The organism is Kitasatospora sp. NPDC004614 (assembly GCF_042873675.1).
Classification (GTDB): Bacteria; Actinomycetota; Actinomycetes; order Streptomycetales; family Streptomycetaceae; genus Kitasatospora.
The window spans coordinates 945554-961148 of the sequence record NZ_JBIALR010000001.1 but is presented as its reverse complement, the minus strand read 5'-3'; the positions used below and the strand labels follow the sequence as shown (position 1 = coordinate 961148).

Annotated in this window: 16 protein-coding genes; 7 read left to right on the top strand and 9 right to left on the bottom strand. The window is 73.3% G+C overall.

Annotated features, from left to right (window positions below; all coding sequences use genetic code 11):
• Positions 1 to 59 precede the first annotated feature (59 nt).
• Positions 60 to 1229 (top strand): undecaprenyldiphospho-muramoylpentapeptide beta-N-acetylglucosaminyltransferase, encoded by a 1170-nt coding sequence (gene murG, locus ACFYST_RS04215; RefSeq protein ID WP_387859712.1) that lies wholly within the window; start codon positions 60 to 62, stop codon positions 1227 to 1229.
• Here the strand turns inward: murG and ACFYST_RS04210 are convergent, their stop codons facing one another.
• Positions 1230 to 2180, bottom strand: coding sequence for a helix-turn-helix domain-containing protein (locus ACFYST_RS04210; RefSeq protein ID WP_387859710.1), 951 nt, complete (start codon positions 2178 to 2180; stop codon positions 1230 to 1232).
• Between the two features lie 103 nt (positions 2181 to 2283).
• Between ACFYST_RS04210 and ACFYST_RS04205 the strand changes: the two genes are divergently transcribed.
• A complete protein-coding gene (locus ACFYST_RS04205; protein ID WP_387859709.1) occupies positions 2284 to 3309 on the top strand; it encodes a saccharopine dehydrogenase family protein in 1026 nt (341 codons plus the stop codon).
• A gap of 6 nt (positions 3310 to 3315) precedes the next feature.
• On the opposite strand, the gene ACFYST_RS04200 is transcribed toward ACFYST_RS04205, so the two are convergent.
• The 3 genes from ACFYST_RS04200 to ACFYST_RS04190 all read right to left on the bottom strand — a co-directional run bounded on the left by ACFYST_RS04200 (position 3316) and on the right by ACFYST_RS04190 (position 5184).
• Positions 3316 to 3840, bottom strand: coding sequence for a hypothetical protein (locus ACFYST_RS04200; RefSeq protein ID WP_387859707.1), 525 nt, complete (start codon positions 3838 to 3840; stop codon positions 3316 to 3318).
• A gap of 75 nt (positions 3841 to 3915) precedes the next feature.
• On the bottom strand, positions 3916 to 4350 hold the full coding sequence (locus ACFYST_RS04195) for a low molecular weight phosphotyrosine protein phosphatase (RefSeq protein WP_387634594.1): 435 nt from the start codon (positions 4348 to 4350) through the stop codon (positions 3916 to 3918).
• A 174-nt stretch (positions 4351 to 4524) separates the two neighbouring features.
• Positions 4525 to 5184 (bottom strand): TetR/AcrR family transcriptional regulator, encoded by a 660-nt coding sequence (locus ACFYST_RS04190; RefSeq protein WP_387859706.1) that lies wholly within the window; start codon positions 5182 to 5184, stop codon positions 4525 to 4527.
• Positions 5185 to 5294: 110 nt separating this feature from the next.
• On the opposite strand from ACFYST_RS04190, the gene ACFYST_RS04185 reads away from it, so the two are divergent.
• The 4 genes from ACFYST_RS04185 (at position 5295) to ACFYST_RS04170 (ending at position 7742) form a co-directional block, all read left to right on the top strand.
• Positions 5295 to 5759 (top strand): PaaI family thioesterase, encoded by a 465-nt coding sequence (locus tag ACFYST_RS04185; protein ID WP_387634599.1) that lies wholly within the window; start codon positions 5295 to 5297, stop codon positions 5757 to 5759.
• Between the two features lie 91 nt (positions 5760 to 5850).
• A complete protein-coding gene (locus tag ACFYST_RS04180) occupies positions 5851 to 6303 on the top strand; it encodes a hypothetical protein (RefSeq protein ID WP_387859704.1) in 453 nt (150 codons plus the stop codon).
• 20 nt (positions 6304 to 6323) lie between these two features.
• On the top strand, positions 6324 to 7055 hold the full coding sequence (locus ACFYST_RS04175) for a hypothetical protein (protein WP_387859702.1): 732 nt from the start codon (positions 6324 to 6326) through the stop codon (positions 7053 to 7055).
• Positions 7056 to 7139: 84 nt separating this feature from the next.
• The gene (locus tag ACFYST_RS04170) at positions 7140 to 7742 is read left to right on the top strand and encodes a dihydrofolate reductase family protein (RefSeq protein WP_387860087.1); all 603 of its coding nucleotides are present in this window, start codon (positions 7140 to 7142) and stop codon (positions 7740 to 7742) included.
• 12 nt (positions 7743 to 7754) lie between these two features.
• On the opposite strand, the gene ACFYST_RS04165 is transcribed toward ACFYST_RS04170, so the two are convergent.
• Entirely contained in the window at positions 7755 to 8480 is a 726-nt protein-coding gene (locus tag ACFYST_RS04165; protein WP_387859701.1) for a DUF6193 family natural product biosynthesis protein, read from the bottom strand.
• 46 nt (positions 8481 to 8526) lie between these two features.
• Complete coding sequence (helR, locus tag ACFYST_RS04160) at positions 8527 to 10689, bottom strand: RNA polymerase recycling motor ATPase HelR (protein WP_387634606.1); 2163 nt, start codon at positions 10687 to 10689, stop codon at positions 8527 to 8529.
• Positions 10690 to 10963: 274 nt separating this feature from the next.
• On the opposite strand from helR, the gene ACFYST_RS04155 reads away from it, so the two are divergent.
• Entirely contained in the window at positions 10964 to 11965 is a 1002-nt protein-coding gene (locus ACFYST_RS04155; protein WP_387859699.1) for a helix-turn-helix domain-containing protein, read from the top strand.
• A gap of 237 nt (positions 11966 to 12202) precedes the next feature.
• Here ACFYST_RS04155 and ACFYST_RS04150 read toward each other — a convergent pair whose 3' ends face one another.
• From ACFYST_RS04150 to alc, 3 genes are all read right to left on the bottom strand, one after another.
• On the bottom strand, positions 12203 to 13345 hold the full coding sequence (locus ACFYST_RS04150) for a tetratricopeptide repeat protein (protein WP_387859698.1): 1143 nt from the start codon (positions 13343 to 13345) through the stop codon (positions 12203 to 12205).
• A 206-nt stretch (positions 13346 to 13551) separates the two neighbouring features.
• The gene (locus tag ACFYST_RS04145; protein ID WP_387859697.1) at positions 13552 to 14337 is read right to left on the bottom strand and encodes an IclR family transcriptional regulator; all 786 of its coding nucleotides are present in this window, start codon (positions 14335 to 14337) and stop codon (positions 13552 to 13554) included.
• A 139-nt stretch (positions 14338 to 14476) separates the two neighbouring features.
• A complete protein-coding gene (alc, locus tag ACFYST_RS04140; RefSeq protein WP_387859696.1) occupies positions 14477 to 15586 on the bottom strand; it encodes an allantoicase in 1110 nt (369 codons plus the stop codon).
• Between the last annotated feature and the right edge of the window lie 9 nt (positions 15587 to 15595).

Below are 15595 nucleotides of genomic sequence, written 5' to 3'. Positions count from 1 at the left end.
GCCAGGTAAGCGTGCACCCTGGACCACAGCAGCACAGAACGATCTGGAGGAGGACGCGGATGGCAGGCGAACAGAGGGCGCTCAGGCTGGTGGTGACGGGCGGCGGCACCGGCGGGCACACCTACCCGGCGCTGACGGCGGTGCGGGCGTTGCAGCAGCGGCTGGCGGCGGAGCGTCGCGGCGTGGACGTGCTCTGGGTGGGCACCGCGAAGGGCCTGGAGGCGCGGATCGCGCCAGCGGAGGGGATTCCGTTCGAGCCGGTCGCCACGGGCAAGGTGCGGCGGTCGAGCAATCCGCTGAAGCTGCTGTCCCCGGCGAACGTGCGGGACATGCTCCGGGTGCCGTGGGGCGCGGTCCAGGCCCGGTCGCTGATCCGGAAGTTCGGGCCGGACGTGGTGCTGGCGACGGGCGGGTACGTGGCGGTGCCGGTGGGCCTGGCGGCCCGTTCGTGCCGGGCCCCGCTGGTGGTGCACGAGCAGACGGTGCGGCTGGGCCTGGCGAACAAGGTGCTGGCCCGGGCGGCGACCCGGGTCGCGGTCTCCTCGGAGTCGACGCTCCCGCTGCTGCCGGAAGCCGCCCGCAGCACCGTCGTGGTGACGGGCAACCCGGTCCGCCCGGCGGTGCTGACCGGCCACCCGGACAAGGCGGTGGCGGCGCTCGGCCTGTACGGCTTCGACCGTTCGCTGCCGACGGTGTACGTGACGGGCGGCGCGCAGGGCTCGGCGCAGATCAACGACCTGGTGTCCGGCGTCCTGCCGTGGCTGCTGGAACGCGCGAACGTGGTCCACCAGTGCGGCCCGGCGAACGAGGCCGACCTGAACGCCCGGGCGGCGCGGCTGCCGGCCCACCTGATGGGCCGCTACTACCTGACGGGCTTCATGGGAGCCGAACTGCCGGACGTCCTGGCCCTGGCGGACGTGGTGGTCAGCCGCAGCGGCGCGGGCACCCTCGCGGAGCTGACGGCGCTGGGCAAGGCGGCCGTCTTCGTCCCGCTGGCCTCGGCCGCGGGCAACGAACAGGCCCACAACGCCGCCCACTTGGAGCAGGCGGGCGCGGCCGTCGCCCTGCTCGGAACGGTCACGCCGGACGACCTCCGATCGGCACTCGGCCCGCTGCTGGAGGACGACGCACGGCGGGCCGCGATGGCCGCGCGGGCGCGCGAGCACGGCCGCCCGGACGCGGCGGAGCGGCTGGTGGACGTCCTGCTGTCGGTCGCCCGCCGCGCATAGTCACGCCCGGAAGGTGCGGCGGTAGGTGTCCGGCGGCACCCCGATCGTGCGGTGGAAGTGGCGGCGCAGCGTGGTCGAGGTGCCCAGGCCCGAGGCCGCGGCGATGGTGTCGACACTGTCGTCCGTGGTCTCCAGCAGTTCCTGCGCACGCCGGATCCGCTGCGTCAGCAGCCACTGCAGCGGGGTGGTTCCGGTCACCGAGCGGAAGTGCCGGGCCAGGTGGCGCGAGCTCAGGTTCGCCCGCCGGGCCAGGTCCTCCACGGTAAGTGGCCGGTCCAGCCGCCGCATCGCCCACGGGAGCAGCTCGGCCAGCGGGTGGTCGTCCTGCACGGGCACCGGCGTGGTGACGAACTGGGCCTGGCCGCCTGCCCGGTGGGGCGGCACGACCAGGCGCCGGGCGACCACGTTGGCGATCGCCGAGCCGTGGTCGCGGCGGACCAGGTGCAGGCACAGGTCCATCGCCGCGGCCTTGCCGGCGGACGTGAGCACCTGGCCGTTGTCGACGTAGAGCACGTCCGGGTCGACCTCCACCCGGGGGTAGCGCCTGGCCAGTTCCTCGGTGTGCGCCCAGTGCGTGGTCGCGCGCAGCCCGTCCAGCAGTCCGGCGGCGGCGAGCGCGAGCACGCCGGTGCACAGCGACACCACCCGCGCCCCCGCCGTGTGGGCCGCGCGCACCGCCTCGACCAGGTCGGCCGGCGGCTCCCGGTCGACGTCCGCCAAGGCGGGGACGATCACGGTGTCGGCGTCCGCCAGCCGGTCGAGCCCGCAGTCCGGCTCCAGCAGGAACCGGCCGACCCGGACGGCCCGCGTGCCGCACACCCTGACCTCGTACCAGGGCCCCGGCACCGCGTCCGGGCGCGAGCCGAACACCTCCTGGGCGAGGGCGAGTTCGAAGTGCAGCATGCCGTCGGTGGCGGCGATCGCGACGGAGCGCGCGGCGGCAGGGGTCATGTCGGAAATTGTACGGGTCGTGTCGTTCCGGACACTGGGCGCCGGATCCCCGAACGGACAGGATCTTCCTGGCAGTTCACTTCGAGCACGCGGGAGCAGACGGATGGTGTCGAGCCGGAACGTGGTGGCGGTGTACGGGGCCTACGGGCACACCGGACGGTTCGTGGTCGCGGAGTTGCACGAGCGCGGGTACCTCCCGCTGCTCGTCGGCCGCGACCGGGACAAGCTGGCGGCGCTGGTTCCACCGGGCTTCGAGGCACGGCAGGCCTCGGTGGACGATCCGGCCGCGCTCGACCGCGCCCTGCGCGGCGCCGCCGCCGTGATCAACTGCGCCGGACCGTTCGCCACCACCGCCGCCCCGCTGATCGAGGCGGCACTGCGGGCCGGGATCCCGTACGTCGACGTGGCGGCCGAGATCGAGGCGAACCTCGACACCTTCGCCCAGTTCGCGGAACGCGCCCGCGCAGCCGGCACGGTGGTGGTCCCGGCGATGGCCTTCTACGGCGGCCTCGGCGACCTGCTGGTGACAGCCGCGATGGGCGACTGGACGGCGGCGGACGAGGCGCACATCGCCTACGGCCTGAGCAGCTGGCACCCCACCGCCGGCACGCTCGCCGCCGGCGCGGTCTCCGGGCAGCGCCGGGGCGGCCGCCGACTCCGCTTCACCGGTGGGCAGTTGGAGCACCACGACGACGCCCTGCCGACCCTCGACTGGCCCTTCCCGGCCCCGCTCGGCCTGCGGCGCGTCCTCGGCGAGTTCACCATGGCCGATGTCGTCACCGTCCCCAGCCACCTGGCCGTCCCGGAGGTGCGCACCTACATGACCACCAACGCGGCCGCCGACCTGTCCGCCCCCGACGCCCCGGCGCCGACCGCCGTCGACGAACGCGGCCGCTCCGCCCAGACCTTCGTCGTCGACGTCCTGGTCCGCTCCGGCGACACCGAACGCCGCGCGTCCGCCGCCGGCCAGGACATCTACGCCGTCACCGCACCACTCGCGGTGGAGGCCGTCGACCGCATCCTCACCGGCCGCACCCGGACCACCGGCGTCGCCTCCGCGGGCGCGATCTTCGACGCCCCAGACTTCCTGCGCGCCCTGTCCGCGCACCTCGCGCCGAAGTTCGGCTGACCAGGCTCACCCGGCTTGTTCCACGTCCCAGGGGATTTCGACCGGACGGCGGTGCCTCTCCGGCCGGAACCTTCGGACCGCTTCCTCGAAATTCTTCACGGGAATACCCGGCAGGCCCGCAATCGGCGCATCGACGGCATCGATGACGTAGTTCCCGCCCTCCTCGTCGGGTGCGTACAGGCGCGCACGCGCCGTCTTTCCCAGCGGGTCGGCGACCCAGTACGCACTCGGATCGATGCACGGGTCGGGGAACAGGACGGGCAGCTGAAGGCGCGCGGCGAGGAGGATCGCGAACTCGGGCTCGGTGGGCTGGCCCTGAACGCTGTCGACCACCGAGATGTCGAGCATCAGGCAGGTGTCGCCGCTCGTCGGGCGGAACTCGCAGATCACCTGCGCGTCCCAGTCGCGCACCTCCCACTCGTCGGAGTGCGCCACGTCGACGTTCTCGGGCGACACGGAGAACTGTTCGGCCAGCGCCGGCTTCAGCCGTTCCGGGCCCAGCGACCCCGTCACGAAAATGTTGTAGATCACGTGCCGACCCACCCCCCGGTGATCGTTCGACGAAAGTGCAGGGGAAACCTAGCGTCCCCCGGCATTGACGGCCCGTCAGGGCAGGTGGATGGCCGCGCCCGCCTCGATCAGCAGGGCGCAGTAGACGAACTCGACGGCGGAGCGGCCCATCGGGTCGGGGACGTCGCGGTCGTGGTCGAGGTAGAGGCGCATCTCGGTGGTGCTGTCGGGGCCGACCAGGGCGAAGAGCCGGTCCAGCACGGCGTGGTCCATGGCGAGGACCAGGTCGGCCCATTCGATCATTTCCGCCGTGACGCGGGTGGGGTGGTGGACGGTCAGGTCGTAGCCGAGGACGCCCGCCACGGCGACCATCTCGGGGTGCGCCTCCTGCCACCTGCCGATCAATCCGGCGGAGCGCACCTCCAGCGCCCCGCCACCGAGGTCCGTGAGCACCCGGGCGGCGAACGGGCTCCGGCAGTAGTTGCCGAGGCAGACGACGAGGATGCGCCTGGGCGGGCTGCTGGCTGGCATCGGGGCCTCCAGGGGGCGAGGGCGGTGCCTGTGATCATCGGCCAGGCCCGCGCCGCTCGGCGGTACGGGCAGCCGGGACGGCCCTGCGGAGTGCACCAACGAGTGGCCGCTGCTACGCCATCAGGTCGATGCGGCTCGACTCCCCCACCAGGACGACGCCGGATCGACGCCGGCTCAGCGCGCCGTGTACGGGTAGCGGTGCAGGAAGGTCTCGACCAGGAACCGGGCCATCGCGGTGAGGCGCTCGGGCGGGTACTCGTCGGGGGCGTTGAGCACGAGCCGGCCGCCTTCCTCAAGTGCCGCCAGCAGCACCCGGATCAGCAGTTCGACGTCGAGATCGGCGACGTCGTCGGCGTCGTCGGCGTCGCGGAGGAACCAGCGGACGGCGTGGGCGAACTGCTCCCGGACCAGCGCGTCGCTGCGCTCCTTGTACCTGCGCACGGCGGGCGGTGAGCCGTCCACCGGGAGCAGGATCGCGCGCCAGCGGCTCGGGGCGGTGACCACCGCGTCGTAGTAGCCGCGGGCGACGCCGGTGAAGACCTCGACGGGGTCCGCTCCGTTCAGGTCGCGCGGCAGCGTGGCCGCGATCTGGGCCTGGGCCCGTTCCCCTTCGCGTTCGAGCAGGGCGCGCAGCAGGTGGTCCGCGTCGGTGAACTGCCCGTAGACCACCGGCCGGGTGACCCCGGCGGCCTTGGCGACGGCATCGACCGAGACGGCTGCCACGCCGTCGCGGTTGATGATCTCCAGTGCCGTGTCCAGGAGTTGCTCCCGCCGCTCGGCGGGGGCCATCCGCGGGGCGTAGGGGCGCTTCGCGGGCGTGGGCGGTCGGACCATGGCGCCAGCCTATCTTGTGAAAGCTTCACATCTGTAGCTACAGTCCTGAAGCAATTGCTCGAGCCGCCGCCACCAGGCTGAATGCGGCCACCCCGCAGGACAGGAACACCATGACCAACCAGGCAACCCCGCTCGACCCGCTCCAGGACCTTCCCGCCGAACTCACCGACCATGTCGCCGAGTTCGGCGCCCACCCCGATCGCATCCCGCTCGGCCGCCTCGCCGAACGGATGGGCATCCGCATCCTCGAAGCCACCCCGGACCGGGTCGTGGGCACCATGCCGGTCGACGGCAACGAGCAGCCGTACGGCCTGCTGCACGGCGGCGCCTCCGCCGCCCTCGCGGAGTCGCTCGGCTCGATCGGCGCGGCCCTGCACGCCGGGCCCAACCGCTACGCGGTCGGCGTCGATCTCAACGCCACCCACCACCGCCCCGCCACCGACGGCCACGTCACCGGCATCGCGACCGCCGTATTCCGCGGCCGCACCGCCGCCACCTACGAGGTCGCCATCACCGACGCCGCCGGAAAACGCATCAGCAGCTGCCGCCTGACCTGCCTGCTGCGCGACGCCTGACGGACCCACCGCCCGGCGAACAGCCCGCGACGGAGGACACCCCTCGGGACGCGACTCCGCTCCGGCAGCAGAACCGCTACCATCCCGGCCCATGGACAACGAAGGATCGGTGCCACCGGCGGGACAGTGGCAGCGACTTCCCTGGTCTCGCCGGGTGCTCCTGGCGATCACGCTGCTGGTCGGGCTGGTCGGCGGCTGGCTGACCGGCCGCCACATGTCGGCGGCGCCGGTCCTGGGGCCGGTGACGTTCGCGGCATTCATGGCCCTCGCGCTGGCCGGGCGGAAGGACCCCCGCACCCGCGCCCCGATGTTCGGAGGGTGGACGGCCGCCGTGGTCGCCACCCTCACCTTCGCGCTCGGGGCGGCCGCCGGGGCGGCCGACCTCCGGCCGCTGGCGCTGGCGGCGGCCGCTGCGGTCTGGCTGGTGCAGATCGCCCGAAAGTACCGTGAGCGGCTGCCGCGAGCCACCGACAAGCCGCGCGAACAGGCCCTGCGCGAACGCCCGCTCGACACCCCGCAGGACGCGAACGAACCACTGCGGTAGAGCAGTTAACATCCCCGCCCATGGACTACCAACGTTCGATACCCCCGGCGGGGAAGTGGCCGCGCCTGTTCTGGCTGCGCTGGGTGGGTCTGGCGATCGCCGTGCTGATCGGGCTGGTCGGCGGCTGGCTGACCGGGGCGGGGTACCGGGAGCAGCCGGCCGCACTGGTGATGGCGGCGGTCACGTACGGGGCCTTCATGGCCTTCGCGGCGGCCGGCCTGGACACCCTGGAGCACATCCATCCGGTCTTCGGGCCGTGGACGGCCACCCTGACCGCCGTCTCCACCATGGCGATCGGCGCGTCCGTCGGGATGCCCAGCCCCTGGCCGCTGCCGGTGGCGGTGGCCGCCGCGGTCGGGGTGGTGTTCACCGCCCGGAAGGATCGCAGGCGGCGGCTGTTCTGCCTGAACCAGCCTCGCGAACGCGCCCTGGCGGAACGGCGGTTCGCCGCCGAGGCGGTGACCCGCCGGGCCGTGGTGGTCGCGATCGGCAAGTCGCTCGAAGAGATCGACAACTGGGGCCGGACGGCCACCACCCTGACACTCCGCTATACCGACGGGCAGGACGGGGAACCCACCGTCCGCGCCAGGTACGAGTTCCGGGTGCACCTGCCACCGCAGCTCGGTGCGAAGGCCACCGTCCGCTACCTGGCGGACAACCCGACCGACCGCCGCGTCCGCCTCGACCCGCCCGAGCTCCCGGACCTGCCGGACGACACCCCGCAGGACACTCCGCCCCGCGGCTCCCACTGATCGGCCGCCCCGCTGCCTAGCATCGCCGGGGAAACACCGCCGTCGAAGCCACCGGGAGCCCTCGTGGGAATCGTCACCGCCAACATGGCCATCTCGCTGGACGGGTTCACCGCCGGGCCCGACCAGAGCCTGGAGTACCCATTCGGCACGGGCGCCAGGGAGGCCCTGACCTCCTGGATGTTCGAGACCGACCGGCCGGGGCGTGAGCAGGACGCGCACCTGCTGGGCGTGCTGCACGCGAACACCGGCGCGCACATCATGGGGCGGAACATGTTCGGCCCGGGCCGGGGCGCCTGGGACGAGAGCTGGACGGGCTGGTGGGGAGCCGAACCGCCGTACCACGCGCCGGTGTTCGTACTCACCCACCACCCCCGCAAGCCGCTCCCGATGGCCGGCGGCACCACCTTCGAGTTCGTCACCGACGGCATCGAGGCCGCCCTCGACCGGGCCCGCGCCGCCGCCGGCGAACAGGACGTCGAGATCGCCGGCGGCGCCGCCACCGTCCGCCAGTACCTCCGGGCCGGCCTGCTCGACGAACTCGTCCTGCACCTCGTCCCCGTCACCCTGGGCACCGGCGAACGCCTCCTCGACGGCCTCCGGATCGCCCTGGAGCCCGTCGAGGTGATCCCCTCCGAGACCGTCACCCACCTGCGCTACCGGGTGCTCGGCCCGAACACGGCCGACTGAAGCCCGCGCCGGTCAGATCATCGGGAGGTGCGGCTCGGGCACCGCGTCCTCGGGGAGCAGGTCGAGGACGGCGGCAACGGTGGCCGCGACGCCGGTGGTGATCAGTGGGGGGCGGTCCTCCGCGCGGTGGCGGACTTCGAAGCGGTCCTCGCCGAGCGGGCGGACCATGGGGAGGTCGTGGGAGATCGGGTCCTCGGCGCGGCGGCTGAAGGTCACCCACCACATGGCCATGCCCGGGGAGAGAGCGCGTAGGCGGGGTTCGGCGTGGGCGGCCTCGATGAACTCGCGCAGGCCCTTGGTGCGGCGGTTCCGGTTGGCGAGCAGCTGCTTCCAGCGGATCGGGATCGGTTCGCCGCGCTCGTGGGCCTCGGCCAGCTCCCAAGTCCCCAGGAAGGGGCGACGGGTGACGAGTTCGCGGACCGGCACGGGCCGCTGCCAGTCCGCCACTGCCGCGGCGACGGCCGCCAGGTCGTCGGTACGGCCCGAAGCCATCCGGACCTCCCGGACGTAGCAGGCCACCGTGAACTGCCGGTCGCCGGGGAGGAGATCGACGTACACCGTCCGCTCGCCCGACCGCACCTTCGCGTCGGTCAGCCGCCAGGCCGTGGTCTCCGTCGGCCCGCCCTCCAGCCGGAGCCCGGCCCGGTCGGCCTCCGCCTGGAGGGCGGCGCGCAGCGAGCCGGCCCGGGCGACGTCGGGGTAGTGGGGTGCGTATTCGGGCGGCAGTTCCTCGGTCATGCGATCGAGTATGGGTGAACCGCCGCCCGTCCACGAGCAGTTGACGTCAGCGCAGGATCGCGAGCTGCCCGGTGGCGCGGGTCATCGCCACGTAGCGGTCCACCGCGCCCTCGATGCCCTCGCCGAACGCCTCGGGGTCGACCAGCACCACCAGGTCGAACTCCAGGCCCTTGACCAGCTGGGGGCTGAGCGAGCGGGCCCGGGGCAGGCCGAGGAAGGTGGGGTCGCCGATGACGCAGGCGGTGCCCTCGGGGTGCTCGGCCAGCCAGCGCTCCAGCAGCTCGTCGCGCAGAGCGCGGGTGCCGTGCAGGACGGGCAGGCCGCTGCGGCGGACCGAGGTGGGGACGTTGGCGTCGGGCAGGGCGGCCCGGATGACGGGCTCGGCCTCGGCCATGACCTCCTCGGGGGTGCGGTAGTTGACGCTCAGCGAGGTGAGGGTGATGCGGTCCAGGCCGGCCCGCTGAAGGCGTTCGGTCCAGGATTCGGTGAAGCCGTGCCGAGCCTGGGCGCGGTCGCCGACGATGGTGAAGGAGCGGGACGGGCAGCGGGCGATCAGCATCTGCCATTCGGCGTCGGTGAGTTCCTGCGCCTCGTCGACCACGATGTGCGCGAACGGGCCGGCCAGCAGGTCGGGGTTGACCGGCTCGGGGTCGGAGTGGTCGATCAGGGCGTCGCGCAGGTCGGCGCCGCCCAGCATCATGGTCGCGCCCTCGCCGTCGTCGTCGGAGTTGAGCAGGTGGTCGACGACGCCGTCCATCAGTTCGCGTTCGGCGGCCAGGCGGGCCCGGTGGGCGCGCTGGCGGCGGTCGGCGTCGGTGTCGCCGAGGCGGCGGCGGGCGGCGTCCAGCAGCGGCAGGTCGGAGAGCGTCCAGGCGGCGGGGTCGGTGCGCTGCAGGGTGCGGATCTCCTCGCGGCTAAGCCAGGGCGCGCACAGCCGCAGGTAGGCGGGGACGGTCCACAGGTCGCCGACCAGGTCGGTGGGTTCGAGGATCGGCCAGGCCCGGCGCAGCGCGCCGAGCAGTTCGCGGTCGCGGCGCAGTTCGCGGGCGAGCATCTCGGGCGAGATGCCGTGCTCCTCGTCCTCGAGGGCGTCGGCGTTCTTGTCGATCAGGATGGTGATGAGTTCGTCGAGGATCGTCTCGCGGGCCTCGTTGTGCGGGGTGCCGGGGCCGACGGCGGAGAAGGCCTCGGCCCAGTCCTCGGGCTGGACCGACAACTCGTACCACTCGATGGCGAGTTTGCTGGCCTCGGTGGGCGGTTCCTCGTAGATCCGGACGGCCTGCTCGATCGCATGGACCATGCCGGCCGTGGCCTTCAGCCTCGCCACCTCGGGGTCGGGCTCCTCCGCGACCGCCGCACCCTCGGGGAGCAGGTCGCGCAGGGTGCAGGTCTGGACGCCTTCCTCACCGAGGCTGGGCAGCACGTCGGCGACATAGGCCAGATAGGGCTGGTGGGGGCCGACGAACAGCACGCCGCCCTTGCGGTGGCCGAGCCGCGGGTCGGAGTACAGCAGGTGGGCGGTGCGGTGCAGGGCGACGACGGTCTTGCCGGTGCCGGGGCCGCCGTCGACGACCAGGGCGCCGCGCGAGCCGGCCCGGATGATGGCGTCCTGGTCGGCCTGGATGGTGGCGAGGACGTCGCGCATCCGCTCGGACCGGGCGGAGCCGAGGCTGGCGATGAACGCGGACTGGTCGTCGAGGGCGGCGTGGCCGTCGAGCGCGTCGGCGGTGAACACCTCGTCCCAGTAGTCGCCGACCTTGCCGCGCTGCCAGCGGTAGCGGCGGCGGCTGGTGAGGCCCATCGGGTTGGCGTGGGTGGCGGCGAAGAACGGTTCGGCGGCGGGCGAGCGCCAGTCGATCAGCAGGCGCTGCCCGTCGGCGTCGGCGAGGCCGAGGCGGCCGATGTACACGGGTTCGGTGCTGTCGGCGTGGACGATCCGGCCGAGGCACAGGTCGGTGCCGAAGCGGCGCAGCGTGCGCAGCCGGGACGAGATCTGGTGGATCTCGTTGTCGCGGTCCATGGCCTCGCGGCCTGCTCCGCCCGGGCGGCGGCGGACCTCGTCGAGCCGGGCGGTCAGTTCGGCGATGTCCTGTTCCAGGGTCGCGGCGATGGCCGCGAAGTGCCGTTCGTCGTCGGCGATCAGGGCCGGGTCCGCCTTGGCGGCGAGCCGCTCGGGCAACTCGAAGGCGCTGGTCGTCTGCTGGCTCATGTGGTGCTTCTCCGATCCCCTGCCGGGTGTTTCGCGCGTTTCGCCCCGCTTGTTCCTATTGCGCGGGTTTCCCGGATTCAGTCAGTGATTGTGCGCTACCTGGGGGGCCTTGCCGCAAGGCCCCCCGTCCGGTATAAGTTTGAATAGCGGCAGGAGAGCATCGGCTCCCTGCCTCTTCTGTTGCCCGGGGGCCTGCACCGATACCGCACCTGACCTGCGATGCTTGGGGCCGACACGGCGAGTGGCCGGAGGGCAACGGAAGGTGGGGCACGCCATGGCCGCGGCGACGGAGAGCGTCGGCCCGTTCGCGGAACTCCGGCCGCAGGAGCGGTTCGAGCTCTGGCGCGATCTGATCGCACTGACCAGGGACTGCGACACCACCATCCCCGACACCGACCGCTTCGACGCCGAGCTGCGCCGCTCCGAACTCGGTCCGGTGACCTTCCTCGGCACCTCCTTCCCGTCCGCCCGGTTCCGGCGCACCGACGCCCGGGTGCGGCGCTCCGACCCCGGCGTGTTCCACCTGACGCTCGTCCAGCACGGGGCGCTGGCCCTGCACCGCGACGGCGAGCCGACGCAGGTGTTCCGGCCCGGCGAGCTGACCATGCTGGACAGTTCCCGCCCGTACGAGCTGCGCGCGCTCGGCGAACGTGCCGGGGCGGACGGCGAACCGCGGGTCCAGGGCGTCGGCATCGACTTCCCGATGGCGCTGCTGCCGATCCCGCCGCACCGGCTGCGCCGGCTGATCGGCCGGGGCATCCGGGCGTCCGAGGGTACGGCCGCGGTGCTCGCGGACTTCCTGCTCAGCGTGGACCGGCAGGCCCCCGTCATCGGCCCGGCGGTCGCCGACCGGCTCGGCCCGATCGCGGTGGACCTGGTCGCCGCCTGGCTGGCCGATGAGCTGGCGGACGACGCCGACCTGCCCGAGACCGCCCGGCAGCGCGCCATCGTCGAACAGGTCCGCGCCTTCGTCCGCCGCCACCTGCACGACCCCGAGCTGTCCCCGGCCGTGATCGCCGCCGCCCACCACATCTCCGTCGGCCACCTGCACCGCCTGTTCGCCCTGCACACCGACGGCGACACCGTAGCCGCGTGGATCCGCCGCCTGCGCCTGGAGAAGGCCCACCGCGACCTCGCCGACCCCGCCCTGCGCACCGTCCCGATCGGCACCATCGCCGCCCGCTGCGGCATGCCCCGCCCCGACGACTTCAGCCGCGCCTTCCGCACCGCGTACGGTCTCGCCCCGCGCGACCACCGCCGGCACGCCTGCCCGTGAGCCGTTCCTGAGAGGTGACGCCTCGCCAACCGGCCGGGCACGCGATGCCAAACGCACTGGTCCGGCCCGGCCTACGGTGGACTCACCGGGGGAAGCCCGCTTCCGGGGGACGGGCTCGACCTTCGACGTTGCCCGGGCCGTCAGCATGTCTGACGGCCCGGGGACAAGGGGACACGTCGAAACCGACGGGGGCTGTCGCAACGGATCGCCGGATCCGCGCGACGGCCCCCGTTCCGCTTATCCCGCGAGGGCCTGCCGGGCCGCGACCGTGCCGTGGTGCTCCGCGCCGAAGTGCGCCCGCCAGTCCGCCAGTGCACCGGCGAGAGTGCTGTCGCCCCGGCCCTGCCGCTGCTTCGCGATGCCGAGCGCGGTGCGCAACTCCAGTACCCGGTGGGCGGGGGCGTCGGCGCAGCGGGCCATCGCCTGCCGGGCCTCCTGCTCGGCCTCGGCGGGGCGGCCGAGGGCGAGGTGCACGTTGGCGGCGGCCAGGCCGAGCGCCGACCGGTCGTTCTCGGACAGTGCGGGCATGCCGGCGGCGATCGCCCGGGCGGCCTCGACGGCCTCGCCCGCCTCCTCGGGACGGCCCTGGCCGAGCAGTGCCCGGGACAGGTTGATGTGCAGCGTCAGCGCGAAGCTGTCCGGCACACCGCGCTCGGCCAGCGTCTCCCGCAGCAGTTCCTCGGCCTCGGTGTGGCGGCCCCGCAGCGACCGGCTCATCGCAAGGGTGTTGGCGGCCGACACCCAAACGAGTGTGGCGGCGGGTTCGGGCACCGTACCGGCGGCTGCCCGCAAGCGCGGCACCTCCTGGTCGACCTCGGCGTGCTCTCCGAGGTAGGCCAGGTGCGTCAGCCGATTGCTGCCCGTCGCGAGCGCGAGTTGCGACTGCGGCGGATTCGCCCGGCGGCACTCGGCGGCAAGGCTGTTGAGCACCTCGGCGGCCTCCCGGTGCCGGCCCGACTCGCCCAGCAGCAGCGCGTGCGCCTGACGCGCGCCCAGCAGCCACATCGTCGCCCGGGCCTCCACCACCGCCCGCCGGATCTCCTCCAGCGCCTCCGCGTGTCGCCGGTCGGCCCGCAGCACGTGGGCCAGTTCGGTGCGTACGGCCGCCCGGCCGGCACTCGTGATGCCCGGCGCGGTCAGCGCCGCCCGCAGCTCGCGTTCGGCCTCGGCGCCGCGTCCCTGCCCCCGGATCGCCCAGCCCAGCGCCGCCCGGCCGACCGCGACGCCTTCCGCACCCCGCCGCCCCGCCCGTGCGTACAGCTCCACCGCCTGCCGCGCCGACTCCTCGGCCTGCGCGAACTGCTCGGCCTGGTTGGCCTTCTGAGCGGTCTCCAGCAACTCGTGGGCGCGGCGCAGTCCGCGATTCGTGAACAGGCGCATCGCCGTTCGTCCTTCCGTTCGATCGGCGGTGATCGTAGCGCGGGACGACGGGGCTGCATCCGGTCTCCAACCTGCGAGGACCTGCCGGGCGGCGACCGTACCGGGTGGTCCCCGACCGCGCCGGCGAGCGTGCTGTCGCCCCGGGCCTGCTCCTCGGCGTCGCCGAACGTCGCGGCCGGGTACGACGACGCCCTCCCGTCAGCCGGTCACACCGCCATCGCGAGCATCAGCGGGGTGGCCCGGACGGTGAGCAACTCGGCGGCCTCGCGCAGCCGGAACGCCTGCTCGACGGGCAGCGAGGTGGCCAGGCAGCCCACCGTGTTCCCCGCCACTATCGGGACAGCGGCGCAGACCGTGTCCATCGAGTACTCCTGAAGGTCCAGCATCGGGACGGTGGCGGGCTGCCGGTCCAGCCGCTGCAGCAGGCGGTCCTGCTCGGTGATGGTCCGGGCCGTGAGCCGGGCCACCGGATGCCGGGCGAAGTGGTCGAGCCGTCCCGCATGGTCGAGTTGGGCGAGCAGGCACTTGCCGATCGCGGACGCGTGCGCGGTGGCCCGGAAGTCCACCCACTCGTGCACCGCCGGCGCGTGCTCGCCGTCGCACACCGCCTCCACCAGCAGTTCGCCGTCCTGGTAGCGGCTGAAGTAGACCGCAGCGCCGAGTTCGTCCCGCAGTTCCTCCAACTGGTGATACAGCTTGGCTCTCACCAGCGGCTCCCGGTGCTGCGCGCCGAGCAGCGTGAACGCCCCGCCGAGCGTCCACAACCCGTCCAGGTGCAGCAGGTACCCCTCGGTCTCCAGCTCCTCCGCGAACAACCGCACCGCCGTCTCCGGCATGCTCAGCGCCCGCGCCAGATCCCCCGTCGTACACCCGTCCGGATAGCGGTCCACGGCCTCCAACAACCGCAACGCCCGCCGCAGCACCCCGAACGGCCCCGCCCCTCCACCACCCGGCCCCAGCAGATCACTCCGCCCCCGGCTCACCGTCGTCATTCCCCCGACCCCCTTCCTTCTCACCCCACCGTCCGCCCAGCGTAGCCAGCAAGCGAACACCCCATCATCCGCTCACCGGATATTCCCCCGCCAGAGCCACTCCCTCTTGACAGGCATATGCCGCGACAGCTCTCATGGGTCACCCGCCGTACAGCCCCCTGATCGCCCCCGCGTCCCTCAACGGCCGCGCCCCCGCCACCTCTTGTCCGACCAGCCCCCGCGCCTCCTCCAGCGGCAACGCGTTGAACCACCGCAGCGCCACCGCATCCAGCCCGGAGGGCGTGAGCCGCCCGACGACCCGGAGCCGCGCCAATCCCCCGTCCGGATACACATTGACGCGCACGTGCGTAACGGCCGGGCCCGAAAGCCGGTACCGGTGCCGCGTATCCGGCTGCAATCGCGTCCGGGGCAACAACACTGCCTCCAGCCCCACGAGTTCCGCCCACCCGGGCGCATTCGCGACGAAGCACGAGGTGTCCACCTCCACCGCCAGCACCTCGCCCTCCCCGGCCAGGGCGAGGCGCACCCAGTCGTGTCCCTTGTCCCGTCGGCGGCGGGTCTCCCAGCCGTCACCCATGACGGTGGCCCGGCCGGGGGCGTTCAGGTGGTGCGGGGAGGAGTAGTAGCGGTCGGACGCGTCCTCGGCGACGCCGCCGTACTCCTGTGCGGCCAGGTCGAACGTCAGTCCGGCCAAGTCCCGTGGGTCGGGCAGGACTTCGCCGTGCACCCGCAGCCGGGCGACACCGCCGTCGGGCCAGATGTTCAACCGGACGTGGGTGTAGCGGACGGGGTCGGTGACGGGGAACGTGTGCGCGGTGTCGCCGCGCAGCGGCGTTCGCGGGACGATCTCGGTCCACCGCGCGGCGGCGACCTCCGCGGGCGAGGGGTGGCCGGGGACGGACGCGGCCTGCACGGACGCCGTCTCGGGGTGGTTGCCGGTGAAGTGCGCGGTGTCCACGACGACGCCGCGCACCAGGCCGGCCGCGCCGAGCCGGACGATCACCCAGTCGTGGTCCTCGTCGGTGGGGTGCGGCTGTTCGGCGCTGATGCCGCGGCGGCGGCGGGACTCCCAGCCGTCCATGATCTGGCCCTTGTGCCCGAAGGTGTGCGGGCGGAACTCGGCGGGCGCGGCGACCAGCAGGTTCTCGGCGTCGGCGAAGGTGTCCTCGTTGGTGGCGATCACGCCCGCGCCGAGTGCCCGGGAGGCCAGGTCGACCAGTTCGGTGAACGCGTGCTGACTGTCACTCAACCGACTCTC

Coding starts and splice junctions, on each gene's coding strand:
- murG (WP_387859712.1), top strand. CDS start 60: ATGGCAGGCGAACAGAGGGCGCTCAGGCTGGTGGTGACGGGCGGCGGC.
- ACFYST_RS04210 (WP_387859710.1), bottom strand. CDS start 2,180: ATGACCCCTGCCGCCGCGCGCTCCGTCGCGATCGCCGCCACCGACGGC.
- ACFYST_RS04205 (WP_387859709.1), top strand. CDS start 2,284: ATGGTGTCGAGCCGGAACGTGGTGGCGGTGTACGGGGCCTACGGGCAC.
- ACFYST_RS04195 (WP_387634594.1), bottom strand. CDS start 4,350: ATGCCAGCCAGCAGCCCGCCCAGGCGCATCCTCGTCGTCTGCCTCGGC.
- ACFYST_RS04190 (WP_387859706.1), bottom strand. CDS start 5,184: ATGGTCCGACCGCCCACGCCCGCGAAGCGCCCCTACGCCCCGCGGATG.
- ACFYST_RS04185 (WP_387634599.1), top strand. CDS start 5,295: ATGACCAACCAGGCAACCCCGCTCGACCCGCTCCAGGACCTTCCCGCC.
- ACFYST_RS04180 (WP_387859704.1), top strand. CDS start 5,851: ATGGACAACGAAGGATCGGTGCCACCGGCGGGACAGTGGCAGCGACTT.
- ACFYST_RS04175 (WP_387859702.1), top strand. CDS start 6,324: ATGGACTACCAACGTTCGATACCCCCGGCGGGGAAGTGGCCGCGCCTG.
- ACFYST_RS04170 (WP_387860087.1), top strand. CDS start 7,140: ATGGCCATCTCGCTGGACGGGTTCACCGCCGGGCCCGACCAGAGCCTG.
- ACFYST_RS04165 (WP_387859701.1), bottom strand. CDS start 8,480: ATGACCGAGGAACTGCCGCCCGAATACGCACCCCACTACCCCGACGTC.
- helR (WP_387634606.1), bottom strand. CDS start 10,689: ATGAGCCAGCAGACGACCAGCGCCTTCGAGTTGCCCGAGCGGCTCGCC.
- ACFYST_RS04155 (WP_387859699.1), top strand. CDS start 10,964: ATGGCCGCGGCGACGGAGAGCGTCGGCCCGTTCGCGGAACTCCGGCCG.
- ACFYST_RS04150 (WP_387859698.1), bottom strand. CDS start 13,345: ATGCGCCTGTTCACGAATCGCGGACTGCGCCGCGCCCACGAGTTGCTG.
- ACFYST_RS04145 (WP_387859697.1), bottom strand. CDS start 14,337: ATGACGACGGTGAGCCGGGGGCGGAGTGATCTGCTGGGGCCGGGTGGT.